Source organism: Streptomyces sp. KMM 9044, from assembly GCF_024701375.2.
In the GTDB taxonomy this organism is placed as follows: Bacteria; Actinomycetota; Actinomycetes; order Streptomycetales; family Streptomycetaceae; genus Streptomyces.
Genome location: NZ_CP113910.1, coordinates 1,736,533 through 1,756,675, shown reverse-complemented (window position 1 = coordinate 1,756,675; position 20,143 = coordinate 1,736,533). Strand labels below are relative to the sequence as shown.

Annotated in this window: 17 protein-coding genes; 11 read left to right on the top strand and 6 right to left on the bottom strand. The window is 71.0% G+C overall.

Going from position 1 to position 20,143, the window contains the following annotated elements:
- Window positions 1–97: 97 nt before the first annotated feature.
- Window positions 98–946: a glutamate ABC transporter substrate-binding protein gene (locus HUV60_RS07920; protein WP_257848082.1), complete on the bottom strand. Its 849-nt coding sequence runs from the start codon at window positions 944–946 to the stop codon at window positions 98–100.
- A gap of 108 nt (window positions 947–1,054) precedes the next feature.
- Complete coding sequence (locus HUV60_RS07915) at window positions 1,055–1,831, bottom strand: amino acid ABC transporter ATP-binding protein (RefSeq protein ID WP_257848083.1); 777 nt, start codon at window positions 1,829–1,831, stop codon at window positions 1,055–1,057.
- A gap of 285 nt (window positions 1,832–2,116) precedes the next feature.
- On the opposite strand from HUV60_RS07915, the gene HUV60_RS07910 reads away from it, so the two are divergent.
- Both HUV60_RS07910 and HUV60_RS07905 read left to right on the top strand, forming a co-directional pair.
- A complete protein-coding gene (locus HUV60_RS07910) occupies window positions 2,117–2,803 on the top strand; it encodes a response regulator transcription factor (protein WP_257848084.1) in 687 nt (228 codons plus the stop codon).
- Window positions 2,804–2,818: 15 nt separating this feature from the next.
- A complete protein-coding gene (locus HUV60_RS07905; RefSeq protein ID WP_257848085.1) occupies window positions 2,819–4,252 on the top strand; it encodes a sensor histidine kinase in 1,434 nt (477 codons plus the stop codon).
- Here the strand turns inward: HUV60_RS07905 and HUV60_RS07900 are convergent.
- Window positions 4,231–5,226, bottom strand: a complete 996-nt coding sequence (locus tag HUV60_RS07900) for a TAXI family TRAP transporter solute-binding subunit (protein WP_257848086.1) — start codon at window positions 5,224–5,226, stop codon at window positions 4,231–4,233. The two genes, HUV60_RS07905 and HUV60_RS07900, sit on opposite strands and share 22 nt — an antisense overlap.
- Before the next feature lie 85 nt (window positions 5,227–5,311).
- Between HUV60_RS07900 and HUV60_RS07895 the strand changes: the two genes are divergently transcribed.
- The 3 genes from HUV60_RS07895 (at window position 5,312) to HUV60_RS07885 (ending at window position 8,200) form a co-directional block, all read left to right on the top strand.
- Window positions 5,312–5,731, top strand: coding sequence for a MazG nucleotide pyrophosphohydrolase domain-containing protein (locus HUV60_RS07895; RefSeq protein WP_257848087.1), 420 nt, complete (start codon window positions 5,312–5,314; stop codon window positions 5,729–5,731).
- A 73-nt stretch (window positions 5,732–5,804) separates the two neighbouring features.
- Window positions 5,805–7,322: a tRNA (N6-isopentenyl adenosine(37)-C2)-methylthiotransferase MiaB gene (gene miaB, locus HUV60_RS07890; RefSeq protein WP_257848088.1), complete on the top strand. Its 1,518-nt coding sequence runs from the start codon at window positions 5,805–5,807 to the stop codon at window positions 7,320–7,322.
- Window positions 7,323–7,477: 155 nt separating this feature from the next.
- Window positions 7,478–8,200: a class III extradiol dioxygenase subunit B-like domain-containing protein gene (locus HUV60_RS07885; RefSeq protein WP_257848089.1), complete on the top strand. Its 723-nt coding sequence runs from the start codon at window positions 7,478–7,480 to the stop codon at window positions 8,198–8,200.
- A gap of 115 nt (window positions 8,201–8,315) precedes the next feature.
- Here HUV60_RS07885 and HUV60_RS07880 read toward each other — a convergent pair whose 3' ends face one another.
- On the bottom strand, window positions 8,316–8,585 hold the full coding sequence (locus tag HUV60_RS07880) for an antitoxin (RefSeq protein ID WP_257850129.1): 270 nt from the start codon (window positions 8,583–8,585) through the stop codon (window positions 8,316–8,318).
- Window positions 8,586–8,837: 252 nt separating this feature from the next.
- On the opposite strand from HUV60_RS07880, the gene miaA reads away from it, so the two are divergent.
- The 6 genes from miaA to hflX all read left to right on the top strand — a co-directional run bounded on the left by miaA (window position 8,838) and on the right by hflX (window position 17,291).
- Complete coding sequence (gene miaA, locus HUV60_RS07875) at window positions 8,838–9,776, top strand: tRNA (adenosine(37)-N6)-dimethylallyltransferase MiaA (protein ID WP_257848090.1); 939 nt, start codon at window positions 8,838–8,840, stop codon at window positions 9,774–9,776.
- Window positions 9,777–9,883: 107 nt separating this feature from the next.
- Window positions 9,884–10,387: a hypothetical protein gene (locus HUV60_RS07870; RefSeq protein ID WP_257850130.1), complete on the top strand. Its 504-nt coding sequence runs from the start codon at window positions 9,884–9,886 to the stop codon at window positions 10,385–10,387.
- 91 nt (window positions 10,388–10,478) lie between these two features.
- Entirely contained in the window at window positions 10,479–11,372 is an 894-nt protein-coding gene (gene dapF, locus HUV60_RS07865) for a diaminopimelate epimerase (RefSeq protein WP_257848091.1), read from the top strand.
- 298 nt (window positions 11,373–11,670) lie between these two features.
- Window positions 11,671–13,851, top strand: coding sequence for a RelA/SpoT family protein (locus HUV60_RS07860; protein WP_257848092.1), 2,181 nt, complete (start codon window positions 11,671–11,673; stop codon window positions 13,849–13,851).
- A gap of 148 nt (window positions 13,852–13,999) precedes the next feature.
- The gene (locus tag HUV60_RS07855; protein WP_257848093.1) at window positions 14,000–15,649 is read left to right on the top strand and encodes a M1 family metallopeptidase; all 1,650 of its coding nucleotides are present in this window, start codon (window positions 14,000–14,002) and stop codon (window positions 15,647–15,649) included.
- Between the two features lie 145 nt (window positions 15,650–15,794).
- Window positions 15,795–17,291: a GTPase HflX gene (hflX, locus tag HUV60_RS07850; protein WP_257848094.1), complete on the top strand. Its 1,497-nt coding sequence runs from the start codon at window positions 15,795–15,797 to the stop codon at window positions 17,289–17,291.
- Between the two features lie 105 nt (window positions 17,292–17,396).
- On the opposite strand, the gene HUV60_RS07845 is transcribed toward hflX, so the two are convergent.
- Window positions 17,397–18,608: a trypsin-like serine peptidase gene (locus tag HUV60_RS07845; RefSeq protein ID WP_257848095.1), complete on the bottom strand. Its 1,212-nt coding sequence runs from the start codon at window positions 18,606–18,608 to the stop codon at window positions 17,397–17,399.
- Window positions 18,609–18,672: 64 nt separating this feature from the next.
- Window positions 18,673–19,893: a trypsin-like serine peptidase gene (locus tag HUV60_RS07840; protein WP_257848096.1), complete on the bottom strand. Its 1,221-nt coding sequence runs from the start codon at window positions 19,891–19,893 to the stop codon at window positions 18,673–18,675.
- Between the last annotated feature and the right edge of the window lie 250 nt (window positions 19,894–20,143).

Sequence of the window (20,143 nt, the reverse complement as noted above, 5' to 3'; positions counted from 1 at the left end):
TGGCGTACGTGGCGGACGCGGCACGCCGCCGTCCTGATCGCGACGGACGGCGGCGTGCCTCAGAAACCCCGCGTTACTACTGGACGGCCCGGGGGGCCTACTGAACGATGTCGCCGATCTTCGGGGCCGGCTCGTTCTCGTACTCGGCCGGACCGAAGTTCGCCTCGACCGCCTCGTCCCAGGCCTTGTCGCCGACCATCTTCTCCAGCGCGTCGTTGATCTTGTTCACGGTCTCGGTGTCGCCCTTCTTGACACCGATGCCGTAGTTCTCGTTGCTCAGCTTCAGACCGGCGAGCTTGAACTGGCCCTTGTACTGGTCCTGCGCGGCGAAACCGGCGAGGATCGAGTCGTCGGTGGTCAGTGCGTCGACGGCACCGCTCTGCAGACCGGCGATGCACTCCGAGTAGGTGCCGTTCTCCTTCAGCTGCGCCTTCGGGGCGAAGTCCCTCTTGACGTTCTGCGCCGAGGTCGAGCCGGTCACGGAACACAGCTTCTTGTCGTTCAGGTCCGTGGCGTCGGTGATGTCCGAGTCCGCCTTCACCAGCAGGTCCTGGTGGGCCAGCAGGTACGGGCCGGCGAAGTCGACCTTCTCCTCGCGCTCCTCGGTGATGGAGTAGGTCGCCGCGATGAACTTCACGTCCCCGCGCGCGAGGGCGTTCTCGCGGTCGGCGCTCTTGGTCTCGACCCACTCGATCTGGTCGGCCTCGTAGCCGAGCTCCTTGGCGACATAGGTCGCCACGTCCACGTCGAAGCCGGTGAAGGAGCCGTCCGGCGTCTTCAGGCCGAGACCGGGCTGGTCGTACTTGATGCCGACCTTGATCTTCTCGCCGCCCCCGGAGGCGGAGGACGAACCACTGTCGTCGCTGTCCTCGCCGCCGCACGCGGTGGCGGTCAGGGCGAGGGCGAATACGGCGGCCGAGGCGGCGGTGACCTTGCGGAGCTTCATGGTGCACATCCTTTTGACTGGTGAGGTGATGCGGCCCGTTTCAGGGGTGGGGCGATGCGGCCCCGGCCATCCGGTGACGCACGTCGTCCGAGCGCCGGGCGCAGGACGTCAGTGGTGCAGGATCTTCGACAGGAAGTCCTTGGCACGGTCGCTGCGCGGGTTGCCGAAGAACTGGTCCGGCGTCGCCTGTTCGACGATGCGGCCGTCCGCCATGAACACCACTCGGTTGGCGGCCGAGCGGGCGAATCCCATCTCGTGGGTCACGACGATCATGGTCATGCCGTCGCGGGCGAGCTGTTGCATGACCTCCAGGACCTCGTTGATCATCTCCGGGTCGAGCGCCGACGTCGGCTCGTCGAAGAGCATGACCTTGGGCTCCATCGCCAGGGCCCGCGCGATGGCGACGCGCTGCTGCTGGCCGCCGGAGAGCTGCGCGGGGTACTTGTCGGCCTGCGAGCTCACGCCGACCCGGTCGAGCAGGGCACGGGCCCGTTCCCCGGCGGCCTTCTTGTCCTTCTTGCGGACCTTGACCTGGCCCAGCGTCACGTTCTCGAGCACGGTCTTGTGTGCGAAGAGGTTGAAGGACTGGAAGACCATCCCCACGTCGGCCCGCAGCCGGGCGAGCTCCTTGCCCTCGTGCGGCAGGGGCTTGCCGTCGATCGTGATCGACCCGTCGTCGATCGTCTCCAGCCGGTTGATGGCGCGGCACAGGGTGGACTTACCGGACCCGGAGGGCCCGATGACGACGACGACTTCGCCGCGGGCGATCGTCAGGTCGATGTCCTGGAGTACGTGCAACGCGCCAAAGTGCTTGTTGACGCTCTTCAGGACGACCAGATCGCCGGTCGCGGCCACATCTTCCTTGGCCACCGATACTTCGGTCATCGCTCTCAGGCTCCGTCCTCCTCGGTTTGGGAGGACATTAGTAATCCTTCAGACCTGCGTCATCACATCTGAGGGGAATCTGAGCATCACGATCCGATAGCAATCGGACACGTGTCATAGCACTTGTGAGCAGGGCTCATTCCGGCCGGGTAACGGTACCGAAGAGCAACCGGAACCCTCTTGACGCCGTCCTCGTTCATCGGCGTCACTGCAGGGTGCGCCCACGCGTGCACCCGTTTTTCTCCACACCCGAATCGTACGGCCGATGAACCGAAGGGGGACCGGATGAGACTGCTTCTCGTCGAGGACGACAACCACGTCGCCGCCGCCCTGTCGGCCGTCCTGGCGCGGCACGGCTTCGACGTCACCCATGCGTGCAACGGCGAGGAGGCTCTCCAGGCGCTCGTCCCCGACCCCGACGGTTTCGGTGTCGTCCTCCTCGACCTGGGCCTGCCCGACCAGGACGGCTACGAGGTGTGCGGCAAGATCCGCAAACGCACCGGCACCCCGGTGATCATGGTCACCGCCCGTGCCGACGTGCGCTCCCGCATCCACGGCCTCAACCTCGGCGCCGACGACTACGTGGTCAAGCCCTACGACACCGGCGAGCTGCTCGCCCGGATCCACGCCGTCAGCCGGCGCACCGTCCAGGAGGACGCCCCCGGCAGTGGAGAGGGAGAGCTGCGGATCGGCTCCGTGCGCGTCGAGCTGCCGACCCGGCAGGTCAGCGTGAACGGTGCGGTCGTCCCGCTGACCCGCAAGGAGTTCGATCTGCTGGCCCTGCTCGCCCAGCGCCCCGGAGTCGTCTTCCGTCGCGAGCAGATCATCAGCGAGGTGTGGCAGACCAGCTGGGAGGGGACTGGGCGCACCCTGGAGGTGCACGTCGCCTCCCTGCGCTCCAAACTGCGTATGCCGGCCCTCATCGAGACCGTGCGCGGAGTCGGCTACCGGCTCGTCGAGCCCGTGGCCTAGGGCAGGCCTGACCGGGTGCACACACGTCTGCTGCCGCTGCTCATCATCCTGATGGCGGCCGTCCTGCTCGCCCTCGGCGTCCCGCTCGCGGTCAGCCTGGCCGGCGCACAGCAGCAGCAGGTCATCGTCGACCGGATCGACGACACGGCACGCTTCGCCGCCCTCGCCCAGTTCGTCACCGAACCCGCCGACCCCAGGACCGGGGACGTCAACGAGCGCCGGGAGGCCCTCAGCAGCGAACTCCACAGCTACTACGAGGTGTACGGCATCCGGGCCGGCGTCTTCCGACGCAACGACGTCCCGATGGCGCACGCGCCGGACGACTGGTACCTGCCCAGCACGGGTGAGGTACGCGACGCCTTCCAGGAGGCGCTGCTCAGCCGCCGCAGCCACGATCCCGAGCAGGTGTGGCCCTGGGAGCGGCGCAGCCTCGTGGTGGCCTCGCCGGTCATCCGGGACGGTGACGTCGTCGCCGTCGTCGTCACCGGCTCGCCCACCGGGCAGATGAGGTCCCGCATCCTGCGGGGCTGGCTGGTCATCGCGGCGGGCGAGGCGGCCGCGATGCTGCTGGCCGTCGGCGCGGCCCTGCGGCTGGCCGGCTGGGTGCTCAAGCCCGTACGGGTCCTGGACGCCACCACCCACGACATCGCCACCGGGCGGCTGAAGTCCAGGGTCGCGGCGGCCGGCGGACCGCCGGAACTGAGGAGGCTCGCCCGGTCGTTCAACGAGATGGCGGACAACGTCGAGAGCGTGCTGGAGCAGCAGCGCGCCTTTGTGGCCGACGCCTCGCACCAGCTGCGCAACCCGCTCTCGGCGCTGCTGCTGCGGATCGAACTCCTCGCCCTGGAGCTGCCCGAGGGCAACGAGGAGATCGCCTCGGTCCAGGCCGAGGGCAGGCGTCTGGCACGGGTTCTCGACGACCTGCTCGACCTGGCGCTGGCCGAACACCTCGAGGCTCAGCTCGAGATCACCGACATCGGCGCCCTGGCCGCCGAACGCGTGGCGGCGTGGTCGCCCACCGCCGAGGCCAAGGGCGTCCTGCTGGCCGGGGACTGCCCGCCGACCACGGCGTGGGTTGACCCGGTCGCCCTGTCCAGCTCCCTGGACGCGGTCATCGACAACGCGGTGAAGTTCACGCCCGAGGACCGGACCGTCGAGGTGGCCGTCGCCTCCAACGGGGACACCTCCACCGTCGTCGTCACCGACCAGGGCCCCGGTCTGACCGACGAGGAGCTGGCCCGCGTCGGCGACCGCTTCTGGCGCAGCTCGCGGCACCAGAACATCAAGGGCTCCGGCCTCGGACTGTCCATCTCCCGAGCCCTGCTCACGGCGGGCGGCGGCTCGATCGCGTACGACCGGCACGAGCCGCACGGGCTGCGAGTGACGGTGACGGTGCCCAGGAGCGCCCCCACGGGTGAAGCGACGGTTCAGGGCTTGACGGACCGGTAGTACCGGCGCGCGCCGTCGTGCAGCCGGAGCGGATCGGTGTAGATCGCGGTGCGTACGTCGACGAGCTGGGCGGAGTGCACGTGCGCCCCGATGTTGTCCCGGCTCTTGAGCACGATCCGGGTCAGCCACTCGGTGAGCCGTGGGTCCATGTCCGCCCGCGTGATCAGCAGATTGGACACGGCCATCGTCGGGATGGTCGAGCCGTGCTGGCTGCCGGGGTACGCGGACTCCGGCATGTTGGTGGCACGGTAGTAGCGCGTGGCGCCACCCTGCTCGTGCAGCTCGGCGACCAGATCGGCCGTGATCGGCACGAACCGCAGGCCGGCGTCCTCGGACAGCGTGCGCAGGCCGTCGGTGGGCAGCCCGCCCGACCAGAAGAACGCGTCGAGGCCCTTCCCGAGCCGCCCGGGGCCGGAGTCGATGCCGTCCGCGGAGGGGCTGATGTCCTTCTCCGGGTCAATGCCGGCCGCTCTGAGCACCCGGTTGGCGATGAGCCGCACACCCGACTTGGGCGGCCCTATGGCGACCCTCTTGCCCCGCAGGTCGGCGACGGAGCGGAGGTCCGAGCCGGGCGGGACCACGAGCTGCACGTAGTCGTCGTAGAGACGGGCGACCCCGCGCAGTTCACCGGCTCCCCGCCGGCCGTCCAGCTTGTACGTCTCCACCGCGTCGGCTGCGGCGATCGCGAAGTCCGCCTGCCCGGTCGCCACCCGTCGCACGTTCTCCTGCGAACCGTCGCTCGTCCGGAGCCGCACCTCGAGGTCGGGCATGTGCGCACCGAGCGACGCGTGCAGAAGCTCCCCGTACTTCTGGTAAACCCCCGCGTGTGTTCCCGTACTCAGCGTGACCGATCCGCGCGGCGGATCCCCGCTCCAGGGCGCCAGCCACCACAGCAGCAGCCCGAGCGCCACGAAGCCGGCGACCGCGCCCCGCAGGACCCGGCGCCTGCCGACACGGGACGGCGCGATGGACATATGGGCGATCCTGCCAGTCCGTACGCTCTTCTGACCAGGCCGGGAGAGTACCGGAGGTGGGCGCGACAGGCTCTAGAGTCACGGCATGAGTGCTTCACCCGCCGACCTCGTCCGTGAGTTCCACCGCGCCTTCGGGCTGGACGCGCGGGAGACACCGACCGAGGTCCCGCCGGAACTCGCCACCCACCGCGGTGAACTGCTCGCCGAGGAGGCCGCCGAGGTCGCGGAGGCGGCGGTGCACGGACCCCTCGACCGGCTCGCGCACGAACTCGCCGACGTCGTCTACGTCGCCTACGGCACGGCGCTCGTCCACGGCATCGACCTCGACGCGGTGATCTCCGAGATCCACCGCGCCAACATGAGCAAGCGCGGCCCCGGCGGCGAGATCGCCCGCCGTTTTGACGGCAAGGTCCTCAAGGGGGACCACTACGAGGCACCGGACGTGTCCCGGGTGCTGCGCCGGCAGGGGTGGAGGCCGGGCGCGGAGTCCCGGGCGGCCGACTGAGCGGGAGCCCGGGCGGAGGCCGGTCGAGGGCGGAGCCCCGGGGGTGTCGTGCCGACCGCCTACCCTGTAGGGCATGAGCAGCATCGACCGGAGCCAGTCAGCGGGCGGCACGCGCACCTATGAAGTACGCACCTACGGGTGTCAGATGAACGTCCACGACTCCGAGCGATTGTCCGGGCTGCTGGAGGACGCGGGCTATGTCCGCGCCCCCGAGGACGCCGACGGCGACGCCGACGTCGTCGTCCTCAACACCTGCGCCGTGCGCGAGAACGCCGACAACAAGCTCTACGGCAACCTCGGTCACCTCGCACCCAGGAAGGCACGGCGTCCCGGCATGCAGATCGCGGTCGGCGGCTGCCTCGCGCAGAAGGACCGCGACACCATCGTGAAGCGTGCCCCCTGGGTGGACGTCGTCTTCGGCACGCACAACATCGGCAAGCTGCCGGTCCTCCTGGAGCGCGCCCGCGTCCAGGAGGAGGCGCAGGTCGAGATCGCCGAGTCCCTGGAGGCCTTCCCCTCCACGCTGCCGACCCGCCGCGAGAGCGCCTACGCGGCCTGGGTGTCCATCTCCGTCGGCTGCAACAACACCTGCACCTTCTGCATCGTCCCCGCGCTGCGCGGCAAGGAGAAGGACCGGCGCCCCGGCGACGTCCTCGCCGAGATCGAGGCCCTGGTCGCCGAGGGCGTCTCGGAGATCACCCTGCTCGGCCAGAACGTCAACGCGTACGGCTCCGACATCGGTGACCGGGAGGCGTTCGGCAAGCTGCTGCGGGCCTGCGGGAAGACCGAGGGCCTGGAGCGCGTCCGCTTCACCTCCCCGCACCCGCGCGACTTCACCGACGACGTCATCGCCGCCATGGCCGAGACACCCAACGTGATGCCGCAGCTCCACATGCCGCTCCAGTCCGGCTCGGACACGGTCCTCAAGGCGATGCGCCGCTCGTACCGGCAGGAGCGCTACCTCGGCATCATCGAGAAGGTCCGCGCCGCCATCCCGCACGCGGCGATCAGCACCGACATCATCGTGGGCTTCCCCGGCGAGACCGAGGAGGACTTCGAGCAGACCCTGCACGTCGTGCGCGAGGCCCGCTTCGCCCAGGCCTTCACCTTCCAGTACTCCAAGCGTCCGGGCACCCCGGCCGCCGGGATGGACGGCCAGATCCCCAAGAAGGTCGTCCAGGAGCGCTACGAGCGGCTCGTCGCCCTCCAGGAGGAGATCTCCTGGGAGGAGAACAAGAAGCAGGTCGGCCGTGTCCTGGAGCTGATGGTCGCCGAGGGCGAGGGCCGCAAGGACGGCGCCACCCACCGTCTCTCCGGCCGTGCCCCGGACAGCCGCCTGGTGCACTTCACCAAGCCGGAGCAGGACGTCCGTCCCGGCGACGTCGTCACCGTCGAGATCACGTACGCGGCGCCCCACCACCTCCTCGCCGAGGGCCCGACCCCGGATGTACGCCGCACGCGCGCGGGCGACGCCTGGGAGAAGCGCAACGCGGAGAAGGCGGCGCAGCCCACGGGCGTGATGCTCGGGCTGCCGAAGACCGGCGTCCCCGAGCCGCTCCCGGCCGTGGCGAGCGGCTGCGGCTGCGACTGACACCGGCCCGGCCGGACGGCGTCACGGGAAGCGCCCGGGACGCCGTCCGGGCATACGAACGTGCGGGCGTACAGGCGTACAGGCATCGCGCCGCGGCTGAGCAGGCAGGGCGGGCTGCGGCGGTGGGCCGACCCGCGAGGGCTACGCTGCCGATCATGATGGTCGCCGCCGCAGTCTGTCCCTGTCCGCCGTTGCTCGTGCCCGAGGTCGCCACAGGCGCCGCCCCCGAGCTGGACGCCGCGCGGGCCGCGTGCGCGGACGCGGTCGGTGTGCTCGCCGCGGCCCGGCCCGACCTCCTGGTGGTCGTCGGTCCGGCGCCGGACGACGTGGACGCCGAGCGTTACCCGGAGGGCAGCACGGGGTCCTTCCGCGGCTTCGGGGCCGGTTCCGACGTACGGCTCGGAGCGGACCGCGACACGGCGGCCGGCCGCGAGCTGCCCGCTGCGCTCGCGGTGGGCGCCTGGCTGCTGGAGCGGGCAGGGTGGGCGGACGCACCCGTCGAAGGACTCGGAGTGGGGGAGTCCCTCGCGGCCGGGAGGTGCCTCGAGGAGGGACGGGACATCGCCACCCGCGCGGAGCGTGTCGCGCTGCTGGTCATGGGCGACGGCAGCACCTGCCGCACGCTCAAGGCGCCCGGCTACCTCGACGAGCGGGCGGCACCCTTCGACGCGGAGGCCGCGCGGGCACTGGGAGCGGCCGACACGGTGGCCCTACGGGCGCTGGACGGCGGCCTGGCACACGTACTCAAGGCGTCCGGCCGGGCTCCCTGGCAGGTCCTGGCGGGCGCGGCCGAAGCCGGGGGACGCGCTCTCCGGGGCACGCTGCTGTACGAGGACGCCCCGTACGGGGTGGGCTACATCGTGGCCATCTGGTCCTGACAGCCGGCTCCGCCGGACCCGGCACGGGGGCGGCCTGAGAAGGCCGTCCGAAACGACCGTCGGCCGGGAACGCCCGATGCCCGTCGGTGCTCCCGGCCGTATGCCGGTGCATCACTCAGTGAGCGGGCGGCGGCCCCGCCGGGGGAGTGGTGCCGCCCGCGTCCGCACCGGGGTCGTTCTTGTGCGCGAGCCGGCCCATGGCGTCCTTGGCCTTGCCGGTGCCCTTCTGGATCCTGTCGCTGTACTTGCCCTTGGTCCGCTCGTCGGCGGTCTTCGCGGCCTTGTCCAGCCCGTGCTGGATCCTGCCCTCGTGCTGCTGTGCGAGGTCCGAGACCTTGTCCTTGGCCGGCCCCAGCCTGGCCTTCATGTTGTCCAGGAGACCCATGGTCCACCTTCCCTCGCGGTGCGGTTCACGTGCGCTCATGCCGTGCGGGATACGTGCGGGATACGTGCGGGATTCATGCGGGCTCATACGCGAAAACGCCCATATCCACCCCACACGGTACCCGTGCGGATGTGGTTCCGCCCTGTCGCGGGGTGCTCCGGTGGCCGAAACCCGGCCATGCGCGCGGGTCCCTGTCCGGCGCGACACGCAGCTCGACGGAGGGCCGGCTGGGAGGTTTGCGAGACTGGACCGGTGAGCAGCGCACCCCCCGCCCCCCGGGTCATCGCCGTCGTCGGCCCCACCGCAGCAGGAAAGTCCGATCTGGGCGTATTCCTGGCCCGAGAGCTCGGCGGTGAGGTCGTCAACGCCGACTCCATGCAGCTCTACCGGGGAATGGACATCGGCACCGCCAAGCTGACGCCCGAGGAGCGCGGGGGAGTCCCTCACCACCTCCTGGACATCTGGGACGTGACCGTCACCGCGTCCGTCGCCGAGTACCAGCGCCTCGCCCGGGAGCGGATCGACGCGCTGCTCGCCGCAGGGCGCTGGCCCGTCCTGGTCGGGGGCTCCGGCCTCTACGTCCGCGGAGCCGTCGATCACCTCGAGTTCCCGGGCACCGACCCCGACGTGCGGTCGCGCCTGGAGGGCGAGCTCACCCTGCGCGGATCCGGCGCGCTGCACGCCCGCCTGGCCGCCGCCGACCCCGAGGCCGCGCGGGCCATTCTGCCGAGCAACGGCCGCCGTATCGTCCGGGCGCTCGAAGTGATCGAGATCACCGGCCTGCCCTTCACCGCCAACCTCCCCGGCCACGAATCGGTTTACGACACCCTCCAGATCGGTGTCGACGTGGCTCGCCCCGAGCTGGACGAGAGGATCGCCGGCCGGGTCGACCGGATGTGGGACGCGGGTCTCGTGGACGAAGTACGCGCACTGGAGGCGCAGGGGTTGCGCGAGGGGCGTACGGCCTCGCGCGCGCTCGGCTACCAGCAAGTGCTCGCCGCGCTGGCCGGAGAGTGCACCCTGAAGGACGCGCGGGCCGAGACCGTCCGTGCCACCAAACGCTTCGCGCGCCGCCAGGATTCGTGGTTCAGGCGCGACCCGCGAGTGCATTGGTTGAGTGGGGCCGCGGCGGATCTGACGGAACTTCCGCAGCTCGCGCTGTCGCTGGTCGAACGACCGGTTACAGCCTGATCACGTCATGGCATCGGGACGCCCAGGCCGTCATCCGGGCCTCCGGCGCCGTGCCATCATCGAGCTTCGATCGACCAGTGGAGTCCAAGTTGGGAGGGCGCGTGGCGATGGAGGCCGGCCCTCGCGACACCGCACACGGCACAGAACACCTCGCCACCGAGCGGGGTGCACCGGAGCAGGAACCTGACCGTCTCAGTCCTGACGGGCCGGACGAGACACAGGGCCAGGTGACCGACGACGGCCCCGAGCCGGACGAGATGTTCGCGGGCGGCGACGAGGTCGAGGTCGAGCTGCGTCCGCAGCGTCGGCTGCGCATCTGGCAACTCGCGCCCATCGTCGGCCTGGCCGCGGTCGGATCCCTGATGTTCGCCTTCCCGCTCGCCTTCGACTTCGGCGACAGTGGCGCCGTGATCGCCATGCTGGGCCTGCTGATCTGCCTCTGCTCGGCCGGCTGGGGCATGATGGCCGCCCGCAGGGTGGGGTACACCTGGCCCGGTCTGCCGGCCCGGAGCTCCGGCCGCAGACCCGACTGGCGGGTCGTGGCGGCCTATGCCGTGCTGGTCGCCGCGGTGGTGGCCCTGGCCGTCTGGCGGGTCGCCCGCCTCCGCTGAGGCCCGCGCCCTCCGCCGGTTCCCTTCGCGCGGGCCCCGCGCGAAGAAGTCGCCGGGACGCGGTGCCGCGGCCACCACGTACGATCGAGAGATGAGCACGCGGATCGCCTTCCTCAAGGGACATGGCACCGAGAACGACTTCGTGATCGTCCCGGATCCCGAGAACGCCGTCGACCTGCCTCCCGCCTCCGTCGCGGCCCTCTGCGACCGACGCGCGGGCATCGGCGGTGACGGACTGCTGCACGTGGTGCGGTCCGCGGCACACCCCGAGGCGCGGCACCTTGCGGCCGAGGCCGAGTGGTTCATGGACTACCGCAACGGCGACGGCTCGGTCGCCGAGATGTGCGGCAACGGTGTGCGTGTGTTCGCACGTTACCTCCAGCGCGCGGGACATGTGGCCGAGGGTGACATCGCGGTCGCCACGCGCGGGGGCGTGAAGGCGGTTCACATCGCCAAGACCGTGTCCGGCAGCGGCTCCGCCGCGGGTGACATCACCGTCGGCATGGGCCGGGCGCTGCTGCCCGACGACGGCGTCACCGTGAGCGTCGGCGGGCGCAGCTGGCCCGCGCGGAACGTGAACATGGGCAACCCGCACGCCGTGGCCTTCGTGGACGACCTCGACCACGCCGGTGACCTGTTCACCGCGCCCCCGTTCAGCCCTGCCCCGGTCTATCCGGACGGCGTCAACGTCGAGTTCGTGGTTGACCGCGGTCCGCGGCACGTGGCGCTGCGCGTCCACGAGCGGGGCGCCGGCGAGACCCGCTCGTGCGGCACGGGCGCCTGCGCGGTCGCCGTGGCCACGGCCCGCCGGGACGGCGTCGACCCGCGGAGGACCGGAACCCCGGTGACGTACACGGTGGATGTACCCGGCGGTACCCTGGTGATCACGGAACAGCCCGACGGGGAGATCGAGATGACCGGGCCGGCGGTGATCGTCGCCGAGGGAGTGATCGAGAGCGAGTGGCTGGAGAACCTGTCCCGCTGAACCCTGCACCGGCTTGGTATCCAAGAGCCGTGCGGTCCGGCCGCCCGCACCGGTGGGGTGCGGGGAACGGTTGGGCTTCGGGAGCATGGCATGCCGTCGGCCCCGTGGCGTGAAATCGCCGCCGTGACGGTCTTCGCTCGATGGGGTGATCCGTTTCACGCTCCGCGAGAGGCGGTCGGTCGCGCATGCTGGGCTCGGTAGCATCAAGCACCGGCCCGGACGGGGGACGAACACCGTCTCCTCAGCCCGAGTCCGCCCTGGGCATACGTCCGCCGGTCAACGCAGCCGGAGGTGCCCATTGAATGCGGAGGCCGCGAAACCTGCGACCCCAGGTCCTGTGACGTCAGGGTCCGTGACCCCAGGTCACGTCACGCCCGCAGGGACACGCAGGAAGGCCCGCTCCCGGCTCGACCTGCGTCGGCTGGGCCGCGCCGCGCTCCTCGGCCCCACCTCCCGCGGCCGGCTTCCCGACGCCATCGGCCATGTCGTCGACGCCCATCGCGCCCACCATCCCGACGCCGATCTCGACCCCCTGCGCCGCGCCTATCTCCTGGCCGAGTCCTCACACCGGGGACAGATGCGCAAGAGCGGCGAGCCGTACATCACCCACCCGCTCGCCGTGACCCTCATCCTCGCCGAACTCGGCGCCGAGACCACGACCTTGACCGCCTCCCTGCTCCACGACACCGTAGAGGACACGGACGTGACCCTCGAGCAGGTACGCGAGCAGTTCGGTGAGGAGGTGTGCTACCTCGTCGACGGCGTCACCAAGCTGGAGAAGGTCGACTACGGTGCCGCGGCCGAGCCCGAGACCTTCCGCAAGATGCTCGTCGCCACCGGAAACGACGTCCGCGTGATGTCGATCAAACTCGCCGACCGGCTGCACAACATGCGCACCCTCGGGGTGATGCGCCCCGAGAAGCAGGAACGCATCGCCAAGGTGACCCGGGACGTCCTCATCCCGCTCGCCGAACGGCTCGGTGTCCAGGCGCTCAAGACGGAACTCGAGGACCTGGTCTTCGCGATCCTGCGTCCCGAGGAGAACAAACACACGCGTGAGCTGATCCTCCGCAACGCCTCCCGCGCGAACGACCCGCTCGCCGAGGTCGCCGACGAGGTGCGCAAGGTGCTGCGCGAGGCGGACCTCGCCGCCGAGGTCCTCATCCGTCCCCGTCACTTCGTCTCCGTGCACCGTGTCTCCCGCAAACGCGGCCGGCTCCGCGGCGCCGACTTCGGACGCGTGCTGGTGCTGGTGAACGAGGACGCCGACTGCTACGGCGTCCTGGGCGAGCTGCACACCTGCATGACGCCCGTCGTCTCGGAGTTCAAGGACTTCATCGCCGTACCCAAGTTCAACCTGTACCAGTCGCTGCACACCGCCGTCGCACGCGACGACGGCCAGGTCGTCGAAGTCCTCATCCGCACGCACCAGATGCACAAGGTCGCCGAGGCCGGTGTCGTCGCTCTCGGCAACCCCTACGCCGCCCCGGCGGAGGAACAGTCGACGAGCGACGGCGAACGCGTCGACCCGACCCGGCCCGGCTGGCTCTCCCGGCTCCTCGAGTGGCAGCGCGGTGCGCCCGACCCCGACACGTTCTGGTCCACGCTGCGCGAGGACCTCGCCCAGGACCGCGAGATCACCGTGTTCCGTCCCGACGGCGGCACGATCGGCCTGCCCGAGGGCGCGACCTGTGTGGACGCCGCGTACGCGCAGTACGGTGAGGACGCGCACGCGTGCATCGGCGCCCGGGTCAACGGCCGTCTGGCGACGCTGAGCACCGTGCTGAGGGACGGGGACACCGTCCAGCTCCTGATGGGCCAGGACCCCGCGTCCGAGCCCTCCAGGGAGTGGCTGGAGCACGCCCACACCCCGGCCGCCCGGATCGCCATTCAGCGATGGCTGACCGCCCACCCCGCCCGCCCCGCCGATCCGGCCGGTCCCGCGGTGATACAGCAGGGTCCCCGCCCTGCCACGGGCGAGCCCGCGGCGGGACACGCTCCCGAGGCGGTGCCCGGTTCCTCCGGCGGTGCCCGGGTCCTGGCCGACCGGCCCGGCGCGACGGTACGGCTCGCCGGCTGCTGTACGCCCGTACCGCCCGACGAGGTGACCGGCTTCGCCGTGCGCGGGGGAGCGGTCACGGTGCACCGCGTCGAGTGCGCCGCCGTGGCACACATGAAAGGCGCGGGGCGCGCGGAGGTCGGCGTGCGCTGGGGGGAGGGCGCCGAGTGCCGGGTCACCCTGGTCGCCGAATCGTTCGTCCGCCCCCATCTGCTCGCCGACCTCACCGAGGCCATGGCGTTGGAAGGCGCCGAGATCGTCTCCGCGACCGTCGATCCACCGACCCACCAGCAGGTGCGGCACACCTACACCGTGCAGCTGCCGGACGCCGCCCACCTGCCCACCCTCATGCGCGCGATGCGCAAGGTGGCGGGCGTGTACGACGTGAGCCGGGCCAAACCGCAGACCCAGGGCACCTGACCGCGGGCCGCGCAGGGCGCCGCGGTCAGGTGCCCTGCGCGGCCGGACACCCTGTCGGCGCGCCTGCTCGGCCATCGGTCCACCCGATCGGGTGGACCGGGAGCGCGCCGCCGGAATCACGCACGCGCGCCCTGATAGCCGTGGGCCCATGCTGCTCACCCCTCACGGACCCGCTGCCCCGGAACCGGCTTCTGAACATCCCACCCCGCACGGTCCGGCCTCCGCCCGTCGGGCCGTTTCCGTCGAGGCGCAGGCCGTCCCCGTCCCGGCCGCCCGCAGGCCGGTCCCCCGCGGCCGTCGCCGGCGGGCGTCCGCGGCACTGCTCGCGTCGGCCGTCTCCGTCTGCCTCCTCGCCGCGAGTGCTCCCGCCACGCCGCTGGGCATCGGCGACCGTCTCTTCCCGTACCTGGGCAACCCCGGGTACGACGTGACGTCGTACCACCTCGCCCTCAGCTACCCCGGCACCAACGACACACCGCTCCAGGCCACCACCACGATCCACGCCCGGACGACTGCGGACCTGGAACGGATCAACCTCGACTTCGCCCGCGGCAGGGTCCACTCGGTCGAGGTCGACGGAGTCCCCGCCACCTTCACCACCGCCGGTGAGGACCTCGTGATCACACCCGTCGGCGGGCTGGACGCCGGCGACCGGACCCGTATCGCCGTGCGTCACACCAGCGATCCGGTGGCCGCCGAGGGCCGTGACGGCGGCTGGGTGCGCACCGCGGACGGTCTCGCCATGGCGAACCAGACCGACGCCGCGCACCTGGTCTTCCCGTGCAACGACCACCCGTCCGACAAGGCCTTCTTCACTTTCCGCATCACCGCACCCGACGGTCACACGGCTGTCGCCAACGGTCTGCCGATCCACGTCGACCGCACCCGGGCGGCGACGACGACCTGGACGTACCGCACCCGGCACCCCATGGCCACCGAACTCGCCCAGGTGTCCATCGGCCGTTCCACGGTCCTGCGCCGCACCGGTCCGCACGGGCTGCCGTTGCGCGACGTCGTCCCCACGGCCCACCGCGAACAGCTCGAACCGTGGCTGTCGAAGACCCCCGACCAGATCGCCTGGATGGAGGCCAGGGCCGGCCGCTACCCCTTCGAGACGTACGGTCTGCTCATGGCCGACGTCTCCACCGGCTTCGAACTCGAGACCCAGACGCTGTCCCTCTTCGAGCGGGCCCCCTTCACCGATCCGTCCTACCCCGCGTGGTACGTCGAATCGATCATGGTGCACGAGCTGGCCCACCAGTGGTTCGGCAACAGCGTCAGCCCCCGCACCTGGTCCGACCTGTGGCTCAACGAGGGCCACGCCACCTGGTACGAGGCGCTGTACGCCCAGGAGAGGGGCGGCCGGTCCCTCGAGACCCGGATGAAGGCAGCCTACGAGGCCTCCGACCGCTGGCGCGCGGAGGGCGGACCGCCCGCCGCGCCCAACGCCCCCCAGCCCGGCCGGAAGATCGGCATCTTCCGGCCGATCGTCTACGACGGTGCCGCGCTCGTGCTGTACGCCCTGCGCGAGGAGATCGGCCGCGCCTCGTTCGACCGCCTGGAACGGCGCTGGGTGACCCGGTACCGGGACGGCACGGCCTCCACCGCCGACTTCGTCAAGCTCGCCTCCGACACCGCGGGACGGGACCTGACCGGATTTCTGAACGCCTGGCTCCACGACGCGAGGACCCCACCGATGCCCGGCCACCCGGACTGGAAGTCCACGGCCCGCAAGCCCACGGAACGCTCTGCCCCGACCGGGCATCGAACCGGCGTGATCCGGGAACAAACACGGTGACGAGACGTGCCGTGCCGTGCCACCATCATCAGGACGCCACGGCACGGGGCACGGGAATCTCCCGGCAGACCCGTGCGTTGTGGAGGGTGACGGGTGCGCCCGTCACCTCTGCGAATTCCCATCGACGTATCGACGTAAGGACCCAATGACCTCCTCTTCTTCCCCTTCCCAGGACACCAAGCGCCTCGCGCAGACCTACCCCGAGGGCCTCCGGGCCGATGCCCTGATGGAAGCGGACGTCGCCTGGAGCCTCGAGATCGACGGAGAGCGGGACGGCGACCAGCTCGACCGCTCCGAGCGCGCGGCCCTGCGCCGCGTCGCCGGCCTCTCCACCGAACTCGAGGACGTCACCGAGGTCGAGTACCGACAGCTCCGCCTGGAGCGCGTCGTACTCGTCGGCGTGTGGACGTCGGGAACCGTGCGAGACGCGGAGAACTCCCTCGCGGAGCTCGCCGCCCTGGCGGAGACGGCGGGCGCCCTCGTGCTCGACGGCGTGACCCAGCGCCGCGACAAGCCCGACGCGGCGACCTTCATCGGCTCCGGCAAGGCCGAGGAACTGCGTGACATCGTGCTCGACACGGGTGCTGACACGGTCATCTGCGACGGAGAGCTGAGCCCCGGCCAGCTGATCCACCTCGAGGACGTCGTCAAGGTCAAGGTCATCGACCGTACGGCCCTGATCCTGGACATCTTCGCCCAGCACGCCAAGTCCCGGGAGGGCAAGGCGCAGGTCGCGCTCGCGCAGATGCAGTACATGCTGCCGAGGCTGCGTGGCTGGGGTCAGTCGCTGTCCCGGCAGATGGGTGGCGGCAAGGGCGGCGGCCTCGCCACCCGTGGTCCCGGTGAGACCAAGATCGAGACCGACCGGCGCCGGATTCGCGAGAAGATGGCGAAGATGCGCCGGGAGATCGCGGAGATGAAGACCGGCCGCGACATCAAGCGCCAGGAGCGCCGACGCAACAAGGTGCCCTCGGTCGCCATCGCGGGCTACACCAACGCCGGCAAGTCCTCGCTGCTCAACCGCCTGACGGGCGCGGGCGTGCTGGTCGAGAACGCCCTGTTCGCGACTCTCGACCCGACCGTGCGCCGGGCCCAGACGCCGGGCGGACGGCTCTACACGCTGACCGACACGGTCGGCTTCGTCCGGCACCTGCCGCACCACCTGGTCGAGGCGTTCCGCTCCACGATGGAGGAGGTCGGCGACGCCGACCTGATCCTGCACGTGGTGGACGGTTCGCATCCCGTCCCGGAGGAGCAGCTGGCCGCCGTGCGCGAGGTGATCAGGGACGTCGGCGCCACCGGCGTACCCGAGATCGTCGTGGTCAACAAGGCCGACGCGGCCGACCCGCTGACGCTCCAGCGGCTGCTGCGGGAGGAGAAGCGCTCCATCGCGGTCTCGGCCCGCACCGGCCAGGGCGTGGACGAGTTGCTCGCCCTCCTCGACGACGAGCTGCCCCGGCCGGCCGTGGAGATCGAGGCACTCGTGCCGTACCCCCAGGGCAAGCTGGTGGCCCGCGCACACAACGAGGGTGAGGTGATCTCCGAGGAGCACACTGCGGAGGGCACCCTGCTCAAGGTGCGGGTGCACGAGGAACTGGCGGCGGAGCTCACGCCGTACCTGCCCACGCCGGCCGCCGGCTGAGTCCGCGGCCCACGGCAACGCCGACGGCCCGCCCCCTGCTGCTGACAGGGGGCGGGCCGTCGGTGTGTGCGGATCACCGGCTGCCCTGATCACGTACCGTCATGATCACTGGCCGCCATGGGCCCTGCTCATGCTCTGGTGCAGTGCCTCGGCGTCCCGGCCCAGCTGCGGGCCCGCCAGCCAGGTGTTGTCGGTCGGGCCGATCGACGTGTTCGACACCAGCACGGTCTCGCCGTTCACCACCCGGAACCAGCCGCCGCCGGACGAACCACCGGTCATGGTGCAGCCGATACGGTGCATGGTGGGCAGGTCCGAGGCGAGGGAGAACCTGCCCGGGGTATCCAGGCACTTGAACATCTGCAGACCCTCGTGGGGCGCCGCCGCCGGGTAGCCCCAGGCACCCGTCCGACCCGCCCCGGCCGCGGGCGGGGCCGAGAAGTCCACGTCCAGGGCGGTACCGACCGTCTCCTCCAGGGACGTGGTGCCCTGCTCCGGCTTCACGTGCAGGACCGCGTAGTCGTACGGCGCCCCGGCGCCGCCGGTCCGCGCTCCGCCCTCGATCCAGCCGGTGGAGGTCGAGGCCCAGTCCGCCCACCAGCTGCCGTACGGGGCGATCTCCGAGGAATTCGCGTTGTCCAGCTCCGCCGCGGGTTTGCCGAGGTCGTTGTACGCGGGGACGAAGACGATGTTGCGGTACCAGCCGCCGTCGCCACCGGCGTGCACGCAGTGTCCGGCCGTCCAGACGAGGTTGGACCTGCCCGGGTGGTTCACGTCCTCGACGACCGTGCCGGAGCAGACGCTCGGGCCTTCGGGGGAGTCGAAGAAGACCTTGCCGACCGGGGCCGCGTTCCCGCGATACGGCGTCTGCTCGGCCTGTGCCTCCACCGGGGCCGGCTCCGGATCGCTGACGCCGGAGGCTGCGCCCGCGTCCCTGGTCGAGAGGGTCTTGCCGGCCTCCTCGGCGGAACGCATCCGCTCCGGCTTCCACAGACCCTCGATCACCGGGTTGACGTAGGCCTTGGCGTCACTGAGCCGCTTGTCCTTGTCCCAGTCCCGCCAGCCGCCGTCCTTCCACTCGTCGACATCGATCCCGTGCTCCTTGAGCCGGTCCGCGATGTCGGCCGGGACCCTGGCCCTGTCGGCCTCGCTGCCCGCGGTCTGCGAGGCGCCGGAACCGGACTTCTTCGCGTCGGCCCTGTCGTCGGCGGAACCGCCGCACGCGGTCGCGGTGAGCGCCAGGGCGACGACGAGGCCGGTGGCGGCGAGGGCTTTGCGACGGCCACGCCGACGCGGAGCGGACGTACCTGTGGAACGCATGGTGCGATGTCCCCCGGGTGCTGTGGATGAACGTCCTGCCGCTGCCCGCCGGAGCGGCCCCGGGTCACTGGCCGGCGAACTTGTCGCTGACCGCGTCGTACACGCCCTTGGCCTCGTCGCCCAGCCGCGGGCCGGCCAGCCAGCCCGAAGTCACCGGGCCGATGGAGGTGTTGGACACCAGCGCCGGTTGGCCGTCGGAGCCCTCCGCGACCCAGCCGCCGCCGGACGAGCCGGCGGTCATGCTGCATCCGATGCGGTACATCGTCGGGTCGGAGGCACTGAGCGAGAGCCGGCCCGGCTGGTCCTCGCAGCTGAACAGCGTCTGGCCGTCGTACGGCGCGCCGGCCGGGTAACCGGTCGCGGTCACGCTCTTCACGTCGGGAACGGCGGGGGCCCGGAAGTCCACCGGCAGTGCCGAACCGACCGTCTCCTCCAACGACTTGCCGTCGCCGCCCTTCTCCGGCGTCACATGAATGACGGCGAAGTCGTACGAGGCGCCGTCACCGCCGGTCGCACCGCCCTGCTCGATCCACTGGTCGGAGGTCTGCGCCCAGTCACCCCACCAGACGCCGTACGGAGCGACCTCCTCCTCGGCGGCGCCTTCGAGCTCGCCGGTCGGTCTGCCCGCGTCGTTGTACGACGGCACAAAGGCGATGTTGCGGTACCAGCCGCCCTTCTTGCCGGCATGCACGCAGTGCCCGGCCGTCCACACCATGTTGGACCTGCCCGGATTGGCGGGGTCCTGCACCACGGTCGCCGAGCACACCATCGTGCCCTCGGGTGCGTCGAAGAACACCTTGCCCGCCGTGGGGGCGTTGGCGTGGTAGGACGGCGGTACGGCCTGCGCCTGCACCGGCTCCGGCGTCGGGTCGGTCACGCCCTGGTCACCGGAGATGTCGCTCTCGTCGACCTCCGGGTCCGGCTGCTCGGCGTCCCGCATACGGTCGGGGTCCCACAGGTCCTCGATGACCGGGTTGATGTAGTCGTTGGCCTCCCGCAGCCAGTCGTCCTTGTCCCAGTTCTTCCAGTCGCCGTTCTTCCACTTGTCGATATCGATCCCGTGCTCCCTGAGCCGGTCCGCGATGTCGTCGGGGATCCGGAGCTTGCCGTCCCCGGCCGCGGCGGTCGCGGAGGCCTCGCCGTCCGCCGCTTCGCCACCCGAATCACAGGCGGTCGCGGTGAGCGCGAGCACCGAGGCGAGCGCGAGGGCGGTCAGCACGGGGGAGGTTCTGCGGCGCGCCCTCCCACCTCGGCGACTGGCGGACGACGGCCGTATGGATCGCATGATCTGACTCCCCCTGATGTGGACGAACTTGGTGCTTCGGCCGTGCTCGCATCGCGGACCCGAACGGAGTTCGGACCCGTCGCACGACCACCGGGAACGGCACCACACACTATGCGGTCGCTGTGGTGGACAACCGCCGGAACGGCAACGGTTTCGCTACGAGCTTCCTGGCCTGGACATTCGCCGGAGAACGGCCGATGCGACGTCTTCCCGACTCCCGGCCGGCGCCTGGTGCCCGATGACACACATC